The 16,969-nt window shown below is 61.9% G+C and carries 13 protein-coding genes and 1 tRNA gene; 12 read left to right on the top strand and 2 right to left on the bottom strand.

All coding sequences use genetic code 11. The annotated features are described in order from the left end of the window. Positions 1-15 precede the first annotated feature (15 nt). Positions 16-714 (bottom strand): DUF5710 domain-containing protein, encoded by a 699-nt coding sequence (locus DW112_RS04310; protein ID WP_118328410.1) that lies wholly within the window; start codon positions 712-714, stop codon positions 16-18. Between the two features lie 407 nt (positions 715-1,121). Between DW112_RS04310 and DW112_RS04305 the strand changes: the two genes are divergently transcribed. Further along, the gene (locus tag DW112_RS04305; protein ID WP_118328409.1) at positions 1,122-2,135 is read left to right on the top strand and encodes a hypothetical protein; all 1,014 of its coding nucleotides are present in this window, start codon (positions 1,122-1,124) and stop codon (positions 2,133-2,135) included. A 379-nt stretch (positions 2,136-2,514) separates the two neighbouring features. Here the strand turns inward: DW112_RS04305 and DW112_RS04300 are convergent. Then, positions 2,515-2,589, bottom strand: a tRNA-Val gene (locus DW112_RS04300). A 232-nt stretch (positions 2,590-2,821) separates the two neighbouring features. Between DW112_RS04300 and DW112_RS04295 the strand changes: the two genes are divergently transcribed. The 11 genes from DW112_RS04295 (at position 2,822) to glmM (ending at position 16,904) form a co-directional block, all read left to right on the top strand. Next, on the top strand, positions 2,822-3,706 hold the full coding sequence (locus tag DW112_RS04295; RefSeq protein WP_118328408.1) for a hypothetical protein: 885 nt from the start codon (positions 2,822-2,824) through the stop codon (positions 3,704-3,706). Between the two features lie 11 nt (positions 3,707-3,717). Beyond that, positions 3,718-4,554: a hypothetical protein gene (locus tag DW112_RS04290; protein ID WP_118328407.1), complete on the top strand. Its 837-nt coding sequence runs from the start codon at positions 3,718-3,720 to the stop codon at positions 4,552-4,554. 15 nt (positions 4,555-4,569) lie between these two features. Further along, positions 4,570-5,556, top strand: coding sequence for a hypothetical protein (locus DW112_RS04285; protein ID WP_118328406.1), 987 nt, complete (start codon positions 4,570-4,572; stop codon positions 5,554-5,556). Between the two features lie 2 nt (positions 5,557-5,558). After that, on the top strand, positions 5,559-6,365 hold the full coding sequence (locus tag DW112_RS04280; protein ID WP_118328405.1) for a hypothetical protein: 807 nt from the start codon (positions 5,559-5,561) through the stop codon (positions 6,363-6,365). Positions 6,366-6,425: 60 nt separating this feature from the next. Continuing rightward, positions 6,426-7,175: a signal peptidase I gene (locus tag DW112_RS04275; protein WP_118328404.1), complete on the top strand. Its 750-nt coding sequence runs from the start codon at positions 6,426-6,428 to the stop codon at positions 7,173-7,175. Continuing rightward, positions 7,168-8,868, top strand: coding sequence for a hypothetical protein (locus tag DW112_RS04270; protein WP_118328403.1), 1,701 nt, complete (start codon positions 7,168-7,170; stop codon positions 8,866-8,868). Before DW112_RS04275 ends, DW112_RS04270 begins: the two co-directional genes overlap by 8 nt. 69 nt (positions 8,869-8,937) lie before the next feature. Next, the gene (locus DW112_RS04265) at positions 8,938-11,175 is read left to right on the top strand and encodes a DUF2357 domain-containing protein (RefSeq protein WP_118328402.1); all 2,238 of its coding nucleotides are present in this window, start codon (positions 8,938-8,940) and stop codon (positions 11,173-11,175) included. Further along, a complete protein-coding gene (locus DW112_RS04260) occupies positions 11,175-11,885 on the top strand; it encodes a signal peptidase I (protein WP_118328401.1) in 711 nt (236 codons plus the stop codon). The genes DW112_RS04265 and DW112_RS04260 overlap by 1 nt, the downstream gene beginning before the upstream one ends. Before the next feature lie 125 nt (positions 11,886-12,010). Then, positions 12,011-13,033 (top strand): DMT family transporter, encoded by a 1,023-nt coding sequence (locus DW112_RS04255; RefSeq protein WP_199585318.1) that lies wholly within the window; start codon positions 12,011-12,013, stop codon positions 13,031-13,033. 143 nt (positions 13,034-13,176) lie between these two features. Beyond that, entirely contained in the window at positions 13,177-15,489 is a 2,313-nt protein-coding gene (locus DW112_RS04250) for a DUF4012 domain-containing protein (RefSeq protein ID WP_118328399.1), read from the top strand. An 83-nt stretch (positions 15,490-15,572) separates the two neighbouring features. Beyond that, on the top strand, positions 15,573-16,904 hold the full coding sequence (gene glmM, locus DW112_RS04245; RefSeq protein ID WP_118328398.1) for a phosphoglucosamine mutase: 1,332 nt from the start codon (positions 15,573-15,575) through the stop codon (positions 16,902-16,904). Positions 16,905-16,969 lie beyond the last annotated feature (65 nt).

The raw sequence follows: 16,969 nt of genomic DNA, 5'->3' as shown, positions 1-16,969 counted from the left end.
GCCTTATAAGATGCCCTACAGGTAAATCCCCTCGTACAAGGTCTTGTGGAACTGGGTGTGGTGGTCGCGTGCCCAGGTGAAGAGCGCCTGGTCAAAGTTGTCCTGGCTGGCGGGGATGCCGTAGACGCCGGCGACTTCCACGCGCACGAACTCCAGCGCGGGCAGCTTGTTGATGGCCGTGAGTGCAAACGGCGACGTGGGCTCCTCGAACAGGTAATGGCTGCCTTGCAGCGCGCCGCAGCCGGTGCAGGTGCTGGCGAGCGATACGGTCTTGGTGGTGCGCGACGTTACGGGCTTGTAGCCGCAGCGCTCGCGCAGGTAGTCGCGGATCTCGGCCGGCACGCAGCCCAGCGTGGGGACGATGGCCACGGCGTTGGCGCAGGCGGTGTCGATCACGATGTGGCCCGCGTCGTCCATGGCGGGCGCGCCGCCGGGCGCAGCCTTGCTGCCCGAGTCCTCGGCCACCCGATACGGAATGCCAAAGGCCGCGACCGTCGTCTGCTCGTGGCACTTCCAGCATTCGCGCTTGCCCAGCACCAGGTAGATGTAGGGCGCGCTGGGGTCGGAGCGATCCACGCCGGGCAGCCACGCGGCAAAGGGCTCGGGGTTGACGCCGTCGGGCACGTACCAGATCTTCTTGACCCGGTCCCACTTGGCGCCCAGGGCCTTGGCCTGGTCTTTGTGCGAAAAGGGAACATCGAGCTCGGTGCGCATGGCGGCTCCTTTGTGCGGCTTGCGGTGCATGTGCTCCAAGGATACCCCAGCGCTGGGTGTGTGGTCGCTAAACGAGCATTTCGACCGTCCGAGAAGTCGCGGAGCATTTTGGCGAGGGGGTGCCGTCAAGCAAATGGGCAAGCAAATGGTCAGCTTTTGGTCAGTTGAGCGGCAACCTTGCCAAAAGCTTGACGGATTTGCAGCTAGACGTCGACGAATGAACATTTTGGACGCGCTGCGGCTAAAAACCGCCGGTCGTTTGCCGAAAACTTAGCGGGACCGCCAGCGGCTGCCGACGCGCGTGCTATCTTCGCGCCATGAGCTACTTTATCGTTTCACATAACGCTGCGTTGGCGCTTTTGGCGCACATCCCGAACCCTCGATTTGGGGATTCGGAACCAGAGGTCGTGTCGATTGCAGGCACCTGCGCGCTGTTGGACCAAGAGGCGCAGGAGTTTATCGATCGCTATGATTTAGGGGTCGAAACGCTGGATTTGCTGGTGCCGTCGCGCGCCGACCGTCGGCGGAGCAAACATGTTAAGACGCATCTCTGCACCAACGAGCTCCCGGCGGGTTCGTTTATCTCGCTGGGCCACTGGATGGGCGGCCTGGATGCGTACGTGTGCGCTCCCGAGCTGGCGTTTGTGCAGGCTGCGCACGACGGCTCTGCAGCCGAGGCCATCTATGCCGGCTATGCCATGACATCGGACTATCGGCTGGACAACCTTGCTCCCGGCGGGGTGACAAGCAGGGATGGGGGCATGCGCGATGGCAGGCTCACGACGAAGGAGCTCATTGCGGCGTATATCGAGGCGTCCCCAAAGGTAAGGGGTCTCGCGAAGGCAAAGGCGCTGCTTGCGTATGTGATCGAGGGATCGCGCTCTCCGAGGGAGTCGGGGCTGTGCATGTTTATGTCGCTGCCTGCGCGCTACGGCGGGTATGCATTGGGCAAGGCCGAGCTCAACAAGAAGGCTTTCATTCGCGATGGACTCAACGATGGGCGCGAGCGCAAACTGCGCGTGTTGGAGCGCACGCCCGACATTACGCTTACGGCTAAAGTCGAGGTGGGCAGGGATAAAGTAAAGGCCGGGCTGCTGCCAGAGGTGCTGACCGCGATGGTCGACTACGACAGCGATGCCATTCATGACGGCCGCGAGAAGATCCACAAGGATGTCGAGCGCCGCAACGAGTTGGAACTGCTTGAGGGAGTAGCGTATTTTACGGTGACAACCGACCAAGCAATTGACTACGACAAGCTCGTTCGGCTGTGCGAACGCATCCGACGGAAGCTGCATCGGAATAAGCGCCCCATCTTTAACAAGGCGATGAGTGCAGAGCAGCGATATTTTGCCCATGCGCGTGCCGAAACGAAGCGATTTTGGCTCTGGCAAGCCGTTATCGATGCGCATCAGTATTGGTAGGGGCGGTAACAGGGGGTTAGAATTAGCGGCCATATATCCAGGTTTAATACTTTTCCCGAGAAGTGAACGAGTCAGAATGGACCCCCGAAACATCGACACTTTTAGGGGCTTGTTTCCTGCGGTTTTGCTGCTGGAATCCTGCGGTTTTAACGTCAAAAAGTGTGGATGCTCCGGGGGTCCAAATAAGCTCGTTCACTTCTGGGAAAAGTATTAAACCTCACTTTATAGGGGGTTATTTATATATGGCTGCGAGACCCAACCGCGCCTGATCGGGGCAATCACCGGGGCTGTTTGGGCGGTTTGGCTGCAGCGGCGTCCTTTTGTCTTGGCGGCGTAAAACAAAACAGCTCAGAGGCGAAGCCTCTGAGCTGCGAACATTTGGTGGGCGTTAGAAGATTTGAACTTCTGACCTCTTCCGTGTCAGGGAAGCGCTCTCCCCCTGAGCTAAACGCCCGATCAAGGGTGCGCGAGTGCGCAGGGAATAATATAACGGAGCTCCCACCCGGTGGCAAGAACTATTTTTTAAAAAGTGGCAACTTGCGATCCTATCGGCCCCCGATGGGGTGCGAGCGGCGCGCGAAAAGTCGCGTTTGTACCCCCGATGAACTGCACGTTCGCGTAAAATAATGCCCATTATGGGCAAATGGTGTCCAGGTAGTTTACAACACGGCATTTGGGGGAGGGGCATGTCGGACGCGCGCTCGTTGCGAAAACAGTTCAATCGCATGCTCGCCACGTTGCTGGTGGCGCTTGCTGCTGCCGGAGCCGTAACGTATGCCTGGTACATCTACAACGCAAACCGCCACATCACCGACGTTAAGATGGCCGCGGGCACGGGCGTGACCTTCCTTATCTCCAACGAGTACGACGGCGAATACAAAACCAACGCCGGCCTGAGCTTTACAGGCCTGCTCGATCCCGTCTCGACCGACAACGTGCTCAACGGCTTCCAAAAGGTAACGGGTTTTACTGGTGGAACCACCCAGGACTCGCTGTTTGCCAGCATGTTTGGCGCGGCAGAGCATTCCTACTACTACAAGACCTCCCTGTACCTGGCCACCAACTTTGCCGCGACCGACGTGTACCTGTCGGGCATTGACTTTACCGAGCAGGACCCGGCAAACCCCATCTCTACCGCTCTGCGGGTGGGCCTGGTTACCTATGCGCCGGGGCAGGGCGATACCGTTACGGGCCAGTACGTCTTTGAGGTCTCGGGCGAGCGCAATCCCCAGGCGCGCTACAACACGCTCGACGGCAAGGATGCCGGCGAGAACGAGCAGAATCACCTGGTGCTCGACAGCACCCGCTCCGATGGAACAACGGTTCATTTTGACCAGCTGACCAGCGCAAACTTCTGCGACTACAATGAAGACACCGGCATTGTGGGCCTCAAGGAGGCCACGACCAAGATCTGCAGCCTGCCCGCCGCTGCCAAGGGCGCCGACCGAAGCACGCCCGTGCGCGTGGACGTGTACGTGTGGCTGGAAGGCTGCGACCCCGACTGTACCAACAATCTGGCCGCCACCAGCCTGCAATCGCTGGCGCTGCGCTTTGCCGGCAAGCGTTCGTAAGGGGGCTGGACATGAGTGCTTCGAACATCAAAGACATCCTAAACTCGCGTCGTCGCATGGTTGCCGCGGCTGCATGGATGTTGGTGTTGGTAGCCGCCCTGAGCGCTGCCACCTACGCGTGGTTTAGCAATTCGCGCTACACCAACGTGACGCCCGTGGCGCACACGGTAAGCGACGAGGGCTCCGACCTGCAGATTGGCCTTTCGGCCAACGGGCCCTGGGACACAACGGCAACGCTTGCCGCCGCCGACAAGACGCTCTATCCCATCTCGACGGCAGACCTTTCCCGCTTTTGGCGCGGCACGTTCCAAAACGCCTCCGGCATCACGACCGACTACGCCGACTGCACCGCGCGGCTGGACGACTACGCCCTTTCGGGCACGCTGTACCTTAAGGGCAGCGATAGTGCTCTCAACGTGTACCTGTATCAGGGCCAGATGAGCGTGACGAACGACCCCAAGCTGCTGGCCGCGCTGCGTCTGGGCCTGGTCATTACAACTCAGTCGGGCACGCAAACGCATATCTTTACCTGCGACGATCTGGGCGACACCTCGGGCGCCACCAGTAGGCGTACCACCGCGCAAGACGGCGTGGTCGTGGCGCCCGGTGCCTCGGGCTGGACCTACACCGCCGACCCCGCGCGTGCCATAAGCGCCTACAGCATGGACGGCACCGGCGACACGCCCACGGCGCGTGCAGGCGCCACACCCATCTGCACGCTGGCCGCCAATGAGGTGGCAAGCGTTCGCTACGTTGTGTACATGGAAGGCTGCGACGCCAATTGCATCGACGAGGCTCAGGCCCGCGATGTGGTGCTGCAGCTTGCCTTTGCCGCGGCCAAGGCATAAGGGGGGCGAAGCGACATGGAAGACAAGAAGCGCATGCCAGCAGATAACCGCAAGGCCAAAACCCAGAGCGCTAGCTCCGCGGCCCCCTCCAGTGCGTCCGTCGATCGCCAGGTCCTCGAGGGCGCCGCCGTCCGCCGTCACGCCCGTCGCGCGCGTGCCTACATCGCGCTCGTTATGGTGGCGCTCGCCGCCACTTTGGGCGTCGCGACCTACGCCTGGTTTACCAACAACATGAAGGTCAACACCAACTCGGTGAGCGTGCACAGCGACACGTCCAAGCTGGTGCTAGAGCTGGGCGACGCCGATCGCGGCAGCTGGTCGCAGCAGGGCGATGCATCTCTGGCCTCCACCGCGAGCGGGGCCGTGACGCTCTACCCGGTCTCGACCTTTGACCTCAACGGCTTTGCGGCCTGCGCGCAAAACAACTCGGCCGGCGATGCCGCGGTGTTTGAGCAGGCAAAAGACAACGGCTCCACCTACTATCACGGCTGGATTGACCTGCGTCCCACCATTACGGGCACGGGCGCCAGCAAGGTTAAGGGCAAGGTGAGCCTGTATCTGGCCGAATCGCTGGTCCCGCAGGGCGCCAACGCCGAGCTGCTGCGCGCGGCTCGCGTGGGCATTAAGATCTCGAGCGGCAGCCAGGTGCTTGCCACCAACATCTTTGAGCTCGACAGTTCCGACAGCGGCCATCGCGGCGAGCATCCCACGACCGCCCCGGCTGGCCTTGCTGGCTACGCCGATGGCATGCTCCTGGGCTGGCAAAACGGCCAGCTCGCTTGCGGTGCCAACGTGACGCAGGACCCGGCCGCTTATACGCTGGACACGAGCGAGACGGCCGAGCGCCCGCAAAACTCGCTCGCCACGCTGGCGCTGGGCCAGACCTATCGCCTGGACATCTATTACTACATCGAGGGAACCGACCCCGATAGCGCCGACTACCTGCATCAAGACCCGGGCACCCTGCACCTGGCGCTCTTTGCGACCCTGGACGGTGAGTAGCCATGACGCGTAAGCAACCCGCCGCCAGCTGCACGCCCGCCACCGGCAAGCCCGCCGGCGCCGCCGCACCTGCCGACACCGACTTGCGCCGCAAGCTCACCACCACCGTGGTGCTGGTGCTGTTTGCCCTGGTGGCGATAGTCATGGCAACCTTTGCCTGGTTCTCCATCGCCGATAGCGCCAAGACCCGCATGCTCATGATTGATGCCAACGCCGACGGCTCGCTGCGCTTTGACCTGGACGAGCACTCCACGTTTGACGAATACGTCCACAGCCTGGGCTTCGACCAGATCTCGGCACGCATCGCCAGCGGAAAGGGCGTGGACATCGATGCATCCAGGCTCAAGCCCGTCACCACGAGCGACTACCAGACTTTTACCTTCGAGGACGGCTCCACCGCCGATCCCGCGACCGGCGCCTACTTGGAGTTCACGCTGCACTTTATGAGCAGTACGGACCTGCGCGTTCGCCTGACCGGGCAGGACGGCGACGGTGGCGCGTCCGGCACGCGGTTTAGCTCCGACACGCAGGGCATGGCCAGCGCCATGCGCATGAGCTTTACCGCCGACGGTCACACCTGGGTCTACAACCCCAACGGAGGCGGAGGCTCGTCCGGTTCGGCCACCGTCTTTGGGCTCGACTCGGGAGTAGCGAACGCGGCCAGCGACATGTTCGACCTAATAAAAGATACGGACAAGCCGGTAGCCGTTCGCATATGGCTCGAGGGAACGGACCCAAATTGCACTAATATGCTAAAGGGAGCTAACTATTCGGTTTCGATGCGCTTTGAGGGCATCGAGGAACAGTAGATATGCACGGCGGCCATCGGGCCGCGCACGACCTAGTCAGACACGGTAGTAAGGGACATCATGCAATCTGTTAAAAAGGCCGCATCCATCGCACTGAGCGTCGTCATGTGGATCATCATCCTGGTGGCGGCCCTGTACGCGTTTACCACGCTCGCCACGCGCGAGGACGGCAGCGTCTCGGACATCGCCGGCTTCACCCCGCTCGCCGTACAGTCCGACTCCATGGCGCCCACGTTTAACAAGGGCGACCTCATCGTCATCAAAAAGTGCGACACCTCCAAGCTCGAGGTGGGCGACATCGTGACGTTCCACACCATTATCGACAACGAGTACGCGCTCAACACGCACCGCATCGCCGCCATCGACGAGATCAACGGCATGCGCAGCTTTACCACCAAGGGCGATAACAACGACGTGGCCGATTCGCACATCATCAGCGACGGCGACATCGTGGGCAAGTACGTGTTCGCGCTGCCGCAGATGGGCAAGGTCATGGACTTCCTGTCCAGCTCCATGGGCTTCCTCATCGTAATCGTGCTGCCCATGCTGCTGTTCTTTATCTACCAGGTGTATCACCTTATCGTGGTGGGCATGAACCTTAAGCGCGCCATGGCCGAGGAAGACCGCCTGGCCGCCGCGGCCGCCATCGTGGACGCCGAGGGCAAGGGTGACACCGCCGCCGTCACCGCCGATAACGCCGCCGAGCAGCTCGCCCAGGCCGAGGCCAAGCTCGAGGAAGCCCGTCGTTTAAAGGCCGAGGCCGAGGCGGCGATGAGCGCGACCAAGCAGGAGGATACCGACGGTGAGTGAGTTTCTGGGATTTGCCTGGGAGCTGCTGGCAAAGGTTGTCTACAACGTCGTTGCCGTTGTGAGCTCCATCCTTAACCTGCTGGTGTTTGGCTGGGTTGAGTACTTCAACATCTTTATGACCTACTTCACCACGTTTGACCTGGTGGGCAAGATCGGCGCGGTCATCCTGTTTGCCATGCTCATCGCGGTCCCCGTGCTGATCGTGGCCATCCTGGTCCACCGCTACCGCATCAACCGCCGCCTGCATCGCGACGACACGTCCAACAAAGCGCTCTATCGCGAGATCGGCCGCCTGAACAAGCAGGTGCTCGACCTGATGGACGAGAAGAACAAGCTGCTGGCGCTCAAGGTCAATGCCATGGGCGGTACCAAGCAGATTCCGTACGTGGGCGCCTCGGCCCTGGCCGACGACCACCTGCCGACGGTGGGCAACGTGGTGGGCGCCGCGGCGGGCGCCGGTGCGCCTGCGGGCGAGGGCGCCGCGGCGACGGCCGTCATGTCGGGCAACGCGTCGCTCGCGCTCGATGGCGAGGGTGTCAAGGATGCCGCAGCCGCCATGGCCAAGGCCACCGTCGAGGCCAAGACCCTTGCCGAGGAAAAAGAGATCGCCCAGGCCAACCGCTTTCCCAAGCTGTCCCTCGTGGACCTTAAGTACCGCGACTGGGAATCGCCGGTCTACGACGATGCCATCTCGCTGGAGGACTTTGTCGACAGCTTCCGCGCGTTTGCATGCAGCCAGATGAAGCTCTACTACACGCCCGAGATCATCCGCCGCTTTGTGGCCGGCATGGCCGCCTCCAAGCTGCTGATCCTGGAGGGCATCTCGGGTACCGGTAAGACGTCGCTGCCCTACAGCTTTAGCCGTTACCTGGACAACCCCGCGACCATCGTATCGGTGCAGCCGAGCTTCCGCGATCGCACCGAGGTACTGGGCTACTTTAACGAGTTTTCCAAGCGCTTTAACGAGACCGAGTTCCTGCGCGCCGTGTACGAGGCAGGCCTTCGCCAGGACCCGTCCATGATCGTGCTCGACGAGATGAACCTCGCCCGCGTGGAGTACTACTTTGCCGAGATCCTGTCGGTGCTCGAGATGCCCAGCCACGACGAGTGGGTGCTCGACTTGGTGCCCACCCAGTGGGCCGCCGACCCCAAGGCCCTGCACGACGGCAAGCTCACCATTCCCGACAGCTTGTGGTTTATCGGCACCGCCAACAACGACGACTCCACCTTTACCATCACGGACAAGGTGTACGACCGTGCGATCCCCATCGAGCTCAACGAGCGCGCCGACGCGTTTGAATGCGAGCCGCACGAGCGCGTGCACGTGACGGCCGACCACCTGCAGTATCTGTTCCAAAAGGCCAAGGTCGAGTACGTAATCGACGAGGAACTGCTCCAGAAGATGCACAAGCTGGACCAGTACCTGCAGACCCGCTTTAAGCTGGCCTTTGGCAACCGTATCATCAAGCAGATGTACGACTTTATCCCCGTGTACGTGGCGTGCGGCGGCACCGAGCTGGGCGGCATGGACTACATCATCGCCCGCAAGGTGCTCAAGAAGTTTGAGTCCATGAACGTGAGCTTTGTGCGCGACGAGATGAAGGGCCTGATCGAGTACATCGAGAAGACCTTTGGCGAGGGCGGCCTGCCCGATTCCGTCATGTACCTGCAGCGGATCCAGAACTTCTACTAATGGCGTAAGTGCGGGGCGGCGTGATGTCGCCCCGTCCCTTTCCGATCGATCCAACCTATGGAGTAACCCATGTCCGAGACCATTCAGGACCTCTATACCAGCTTCTCCGAGCAGATGGAGCCCATCCAGGAGGACAGCCGCTACTTCCGCTATCTGTTTGAGATGGCGCAGGCCTCGGGCACCACGATCGAGCAGCAGCGCGAGGAGCTCGTCAAGGTGGTGGACGAGGAATGGATCAGCATGATCGAGGACTCGCTCGACGCCATCAACACCATTATCGAAAAGCCGCGGCGCTTTATCACCACCGAGGAAGAGGTGGTGCCGGTCTCGCTCGCCAAAAAGATCAGCGCCGACAGCGTCCGTCACCTGAGCCAGAACACGCAGTTCTTGGCGCCGAGTGATGACGGCGGCGTCCACCCTACGCGCATCCTCAACGTCAATACCGTCGAGACCTACGATCTGTACGAGAACCGCTTTATCTACCACCTGATTCAGCGCCTGCTGACGTTTGTGGACAAGCGTACCGACGTGATCTTTTGGTCGACGGGCAACGAGATCCGCAACCGCTTTAAGATGCACAGCAAGATCGACGACGCGTACGAAGAGATCGAGTACAACGTCGAGATGACGGTCAAGAACCGCCAGAGCTTTGCCGAGAACGACGCCGACAACATGGACGTCTTTATGCGCATCGACCGCGTGCGCCGCCTGGTCATGGCACTGCGCGGTGCGTCGTTCTGCCAGATCATGAACGGGTGCAGCGCGGTCCGCAGCCCCATTCAGCGCACTAACCTCATCATGAAGGACCCCAACTACCGCAAGTGCTACCAGCTGTGGCAGTTTATGGAGCGCTACGACAAGGTGGGCTACAACATCGACGTGCAGCAGCAGGCGCTGGCGTTCGATGACGAGTACATGGTGCAGATGTACACCAACCTCATCAACAACTACGCCGTCTTTAAGAGCCTGACCGATGACGAACGCAACCTGCAGGAGCTCGAGAGCGTGCAACACGCGCCGGTGGCGCCTAAGTTTATTAAGGAGATCAAGGAGGTGCAGGTCGATAGCCCCGACCTGCCCGACGTCGAGGTCCGTCGCGTGTTTGTGGAGGAGGTCACGCAGGCTCAGCTAGATGCCGAGCAGGCGCTGGCCGAGGCGCGCGAGCAGATCGAGGAACTGCGGGGGCAGGTCAAGTCTTGGAAGGTTCAGGCCCATGCGCTGACCGACGAGCGCGACGACCTGGCCGACGAGCTGGACGAGGCAAAGACGCGCGAGCTGGCGCTGACGCAGCGCGCGCAGATGGCCGAGGCCGATGTCGAGGAGCTGCAGGGTTCACTGGAGGATGTCGAAGCGGGCAAGAAGGCCGCCGAGGACGCTGCCGTTGAGGCGCGCTCGACCGCGGCGGCCCAGCTTGAGCAGATGCGTGCCGAGGCCGATGCCGAGGTGGTTGCCGCCCGTGCCGACGCGGACGCCAAGGTTGCTGCCGCCGAGCAGGCCGCTGCCGCTCAGGTCGCGCAGGTCAAGAGCGAGTCCGCCGCGGCCTTGGCTGCCAAGACGGCGGCCGATGCCGCCGAGCTGCAGGCAGCCAAGGACGCCGCCGCGGCCGAGCTCGCCGGCATGCGTGAGACCTCTGCCAAGGAGGCGGCCGAGCTGCATGCCAAGCTGGACGCCGCCCAGCTGCAGATCGAGGAAGTGCAGCTGACGGCCGAGCGCGATGCCCGTGCCGCGGCCGAGGCGGCCGACGCCGCTGCTGCTGTGGCGGAGCAGAAACTCGCCGACACCGTCGCCGCGGCCGAGGAGAAGGTTTCCGCTGCTCAGCAGGCAGCCGATGCCGCGATTGATGCCGCCCGTGCGGCCGCCGATTCTGCCGTCGAGCAGGCTACGGTGGACGCCGGCGAGAAGGTCGCCGCAGCCGCTGCCGAGCGCGATGCCGCCACACGCGCCGCCGAGAAGGCCCGTGCCGACGCCGACGCGCGTATCGCCGCGGCCGAGCTCGAGGCAGGGAAGCGCATTGAGCAGGAGGTCGCCGCCGTCAAGGCCGCGCACGAGCGCGAGCTCCAGGCCGCCCGCGCGGAGATGCAGCAACGCTTGGACTCGTTGGCGCACGAGCTGGAGCTGGCCCAGCGCGATCGCGCCCGCGCCGAGCGCCGTGCCGAGGGCAACAGCCTGTCGCGCTATCTGCTGGCCCGCCTGCGCGGCGAGGACGCCGAGGGCGATGTCGCCACGACCGTTGAGGGAGATGAGACCGACGTTTCGGCATCTGACGCCACTGACGTCGAGCCTTCCGCAAAGGACGCCGACAAGTGATGAAGCACGTGCTCCGCGTGATCAACGTGTTGGCGACCGTGGTGATCCTGGTCGCCTTTGTGGTGCTGCTGCGCACGGTGTTCACGCCCGCCGGCGAGATTCCCACCATCATGGGCTACGGCTTTATGCGCACGCTGACCGGCTCGATGGAGCCGGCGATTCCCGTGCATTCGTTTATCGTCGTCGATACCGACAACAGCCAGGCCTACCAGGTCGGCGACATCATCACCTTCCATTCGTCCGATGACGCGCTGGAGGGTTCGCTCAACACGCATCGCATCGTTGCCGTGGAGGATGCGGCCGACGGCACGCCGGTCTACCGCACCATGGGCGATGCCAATCCGGTCGAGGATGCTGCGCCCGTGCCCGCCGCCGACGTGGTGGGGCGCGTGGTCTTTGTCTCGGCGGGGCTGGGCGTGGTGGTCTCGTTGCTCACCAATCCGCTGCTGTTCTTTCCGCTTATCGTGGTGCCGCTGATCGTGCTGCTGGTGCTCGAGATTCGCCATATGGTCAAGACAACGCATGAGGTGGCACGCGCCGAGGACGAGGCCGCCCTGCGCGCAGCCGTGGAGCAGATTCGCGAAAAGCGCCGTCGAGAGCAGGAGGAGCAGGGCGACGCCGGTGACGAGGGCGATGCCGACGGTGGCCATACCGATGAAAGTGCGGAAGCCGATCCCGGCGCCCCAGGCGATTCCAACCGCTCGGCATAGCTCATCGGTGCCTTTCGTCCCTGCAATTTGGACGCTCGCAGATGCTCCGCATCATCTGCTATTTCATACCAATATTCGTGCTACAGTTTGGACGCTTTATTGCCAATTGATTTCGGGGGAGTGGGATGGAACAGAAGCGCTCGGCGCAGTGTGCACGTGAAAGGGCTTCGGTACCGATGACGGCGGCGTCTGATTTTATCGTGCCCGAGGGGACTGACGAGCTGAGCCGCAGCACCCGCCGCGCATGGCGCGACCGCCTCAACGACGCCCAGGCGCGCAAGATGGCCCTGGGTACGCTCGCCGCGTTTGCCGGCGGTACGTTTTGGGGTTTTTCTGGCACCAGCGCCAGCTACCTCTTTGACGTGTGCCATATCGAGACGTTTTGGCTGATGAGCGTGCGCCAAGTTATCGCTGGCCTGCTCTTTATGTTCGTCGTGCTCAGAAAAGATCGCGACCGCCTGGTCAAATTGTGGACCACCCCTGCCGATCGCAAGCAGCTCATTCTGTTTACGATCTTTGGTCTGCTGTTCAACCAGCTTTGCTATCTGTCAGCCGTGCGCCTGACCAACGCGGGCACCGCGACCGTCTTCCAGTGCCTGCAGCTGGTGGTCGTCATGGGGTATGCCTGCGTCACCGCGCATCGACTGCCGCGCACGCGCGAGGCGCTGGGTATTTTGCTCGCCTTGGTCGGAACGTTTTTGATCGCCACGGGCGGCGACCCCAGTACGCTCAACATCTCGCCGATGGGCCTGCTCTCGGGCCTTTTGTGCGCAGTGGGCGGTGCCTGCATAGCAATCATCCCTGCCGGAATCCTCAACAAATACGGTAGCCCGGTCGTCACGGGCTCGGCCATGCTTTCGGCGGGAATCGTGATGAGTATCTTTACCCAGCCGTGGGCGCATATGCCGGCGCTCGGCCCCTCGGGTGTCGGCGCGCTCGCGATATTTATTGTGGTGGGGTCGTTCTTCGCCTATATGTTCTACATGCAGGGCGTTAAGGAGATTGGCTCGGTGCGCGCGAGCCTCCTTGGAACCATGGAGCCGGTTTCGGCCACCATCACCAGCGCCCTTATGCTGGGAACGGTGTTTTTGCCCACCGACCTGGCGGGCTTTGCCATGATTATCGCGATGGTGTTTTTGACGGTGTAGCTGGCGCCAAGACGGAAAAGGCGTTGTGCCACATTTTCGCCAATTGATGTCCGTGTCTGGAGTTTAGCTGTCGATGCTCAAAATGCCATAAACTAATAACGTTATGGACTTTTTCATTGCGACTCAATTGCGAGGATTTCTTTATGGCTGGTAATCACTTTAAGGGCAGCGATAGCGGCCGTCCTGCAGTTCCGCCGCGTCCGAACGGGGCTGGTAAGGCCGGCACGCCGGGCGGCGCTGGGCAGGGCGGTTCCGGTAAGCGCGTGTCCCCGGGCGAGACGGCGATGTTTACCGCTCTGTACGAGCAGTCTCAAAAGGCAAAAAAGACCGGCCGTGCAAGAGGGAATGTCTTTGCGGGCGGTGCAACCTCCACGTCGCAGCCGAGCGGGGCCCCTTCGATACCTGCGAACAACGCAGGTGCTGCCAACGCCGCGAATACCGCCGGCAACGTTAATGCCGGCAAGGCCGCCAACAATACTCCCTCTGCCGGTGGCGCGGGGCTTACGGGTAACCTTGGCACGATTTACACCGGCGCCTCCGAGACTGGCACGTTCGCCCGCCTGGATGATAGCGGTGCCGAGTTTGCGGGCTCGGGTTCCAAGGAAGATTATTACGATTTTGGCTTGAACTACGGTAGCGACGCTTCGTCGAGTTCGACCTCTGACGGTCTGGTCCGTCATCGCCATCGCAAGGGCGAGCGCAAAAAGCGTCACACTGGCGCCATTATTGCCGCTGTAGTCGCGGTGCTTCTCGTTGCGCTTGGCGCAAGCGGCTTTATGCTGCTTAACTCGGCAAAGACCGTAAAGAGCGAAGCGAAGGAGGCTGTCGAGATCGTCGGTGGCCTTAAGGACAAGGTCACGTCGGGCGATTTTTCGACGCTGCCTGACGACGCGAAGAAGATCGATGAGCTCTGCGATAGCATGAAGGCGGAGACCTCGAGCCCGCTGTGGACGGTGGCTTCGTTTATCCCGGTGTATGGCAGCGACATCAATGCGGCCCGCACCATGATTGATGCCCTGTCCGATGTCTCGAGCAACGCGCTGGTTCCCATGGCCGACAACCTTTCGCAGGCCACGCCAGGCAAGCTGTTCCAGGACGGCATGATTAACGTGTCCGCGCTGCAGGCCGTTGCCGATTCGCTTTCCGATAGCTCCAAGGTGTTCAAGAGCGCCAACGAGAAGATCCAGGGTATTGGCGATACTCATATTTCCCAAGTGACCGAGCTGGTCGATAAGGCCAAGGACGGCTTTGCCACCCTCAACGGCGCGGTTGACGCGGCGGAGAAGGTCGCCCCCGTCCTTCCCCAGATGCTCGGTGCCAACGGCCAGACGCGCAACTACCTTATGTACGCCATGAACAACGTCGAGATTCGTGCCTGCGGCGGCTTTGGCGGTTCGCAGGGCCTGATTTCGGTCACCGACGGCCAGATGTCGATCGGCGAGTTTGTTCCCCGCATTGGACTCAGCGAGGACGAGGCGGTCGAGAGCGTCGACGAAGAGGATGAGGCGTTGTTCGGCAACCACAGTAACCTGTACAACTCGGGCAATACCTATTCGCCCGATTGGCCCCGCAACTCGCAGCGTGTCGCAGCCCTGTGGAAATCTCAATATGGCCAGGACGTTGACGGCGTCGTGGGCATTGACCCGGTGTTCCTGCAGTATCTGCTGGGCCTGGTCGGTAATGTGTCGCTGCCCGACGGAACGGTTGTCGACGGCACCAACGCCGCAAAGGTCCTCATGCACGATGTGTACTGGAACTATCCGGTCGAGGAGTCTGACGGCATCTTTGCATCCGTCGCCAGCGCTGCCTTCGACAAGATCCTTGGCGGTATCGGCGATGTTGATGTTACGAAGCTTGTCAGCGCCGTTGAGCGCGGTGCCGAAGAGGGCCGCCTGATCGCGTGGATGAAAAACGATGACGAGCAGAACGCTATCAAGCAGATGAACATCGACGCCTCGCTGCCCGATCCGGATGACCCGAGTGAAGATCCCGTTGCTGGTGTCTACTTTAACAACCTGAGCTTCTCCAAGCTCGACTGGTACCTGAATGCCGATACGCAGATTGGCCAGGGCGTCAAGAACGGTGACGGCACGTGCTCGTATCGCATCACCGTTACCCTGACGAACATCATGACGCAGGAGGAGGCAGGCAAGCTGCCCGACTACGTCGCGGCGAGCGCACCCGATGCAGCGCGCGACGACGAGCGTCTGAATGTCTCGTTGTTTGCACCGACGGGCGGCAACATTACTGATCTGACCGTCGAGGGCACCCAGTTTGGTCTTGGCGCCGCTACGTGGCATGGAATCCCCTTCTATTCGGGCACCGTTGACCTGCATGCTGGCGAGACGACGACGATCACATATACGCTGACCACGTCGGCCGAGGCGGGGGACAAGCCGCTTACGCTGCGTCAGACTCCTACATGCCAGGCGGCTCGCGACAGCGCGTCGGCGTAGGATTTTTCTGGTAGCGCAGATAATCGAGTACCATTTTGGGGCGGACAGGCAATCTGTTCGCCCCTATTTTGTAAGGAGAGCGCATGAAGTACTTTGGCACCGACGGCTTTCGCGGTGAGGCCAACGTTGGGCTGACGGTAGAGCACGCTTATAAGATTGGCCGTTTTGTGGGCTGGTATTACGGCGCCAACCGCGAGCGCAAGGCGCGCGTCATCGTGGGCAAGGACACACGTCGCTCGAGTTATATGTTCGAGGCGGCGCTAGTGAGCGGCCTGGTCGCGAGCGGTGCGGACGCCTATATGCTGCACGTGATCCCCACGCCGGGCGTAGCACATCAGACCGTGGAAGGCTGCTTCGATTGCGGCATCATGATCAGTGCGAGCCACAACCCGTTTTGCGATAACGGCATTAAGCTCGTCAACAGCGACGGTTTTAAGATGGACGAGGACGTACTGGAGCTCATCGAGGACTACATCGATGGCAAGAGCGAGGTGCCGCTGGCCACGGGCAACCACATCGGCGCCACGGTGGACTACATGCAGGGGCGCAACCGCTACATTGCCTCGCTCATCGCCAGCGCGAACTTTTCGCTGCAGGGCGTCAAGATCGGCATCGACTGCGCCAACGGCTCGGCGTCCTCGGTGGCCAAGCCGGTGTTCGACGCGCTGGGCGCCGACGTGCGCGTGATCAATGCCGCGCCCGATGGTTTTAACATCAACGTCGACTGCGGCTCCACGCATATGGAGCGTCTGCAGCGCCACGTGGTGGAGCAGGGCCTGGACGTGGGCTTTGCCTATGACGGCGATGCCGACCGCTGCCTGGCCGTGGACGAGCGCGGGCGCGTGGTCGATGGCGACCAGATCCTGTACGTGTGCGGCGTGTACCTGAACAAGCACGGTCGCCTTTCGGGCGGTACCGTGGTTCCGACGATTGCCAGCAACTTTGGCCTGATCAAGTCGTTGGAGCTTGCCGGCCTAAGTGCCGTGACCAGCGGTGTGGGCGACCGTCACGTGTATGCCAAGATGCGCGAGGGCGGTTACAGCCTAGGCGGCGAGCAGACGGGCCATACGATCTTTGGCGATATCGAGCGCACGGGCGACGGCATTATGACCTCGCTGCGCGTGATGGAAGTGATTCGTGCCGAGCGCGAGACGCTCTCGCAGCTCACGGCTCCGTGCAAGCTGCTGCCGCAGGCGCAGGTGGCCGTGCGCGTGGCGGACAAGGACGCCGCGCTCGAGAACATGGGCGTGCAGAACGCCATCGCCGAGGCCGAGGCTGCGCTGGCAGGCGAGGGCCGCGTGCTCGTACGCAAGAGTGGAACCGAGTCGGTTATCCGCGTGCTGGCCGAGGCACCCGACCAAGCATCCGCCGATGCCGCCATGAAGCGCATTGCCAACGCGCTCGAGGCTCTGTAGTTACGCGGTTTTACCAAACCGCGTAACTGCTCGACGCTGCAAACGCCCCTAAGCGGCAATCTGAC

This window comes from Collinsella sp. AM09-41 (assembly GCF_003473245.1).
Lineage (GTDB): Bacteria > Actinomycetota > Coriobacteriia > Coriobacteriales > Coriobacteriaceae > Collinsella.
This window is presented reverse-complemented; position numbering and strand designations above follow the sequence as displayed.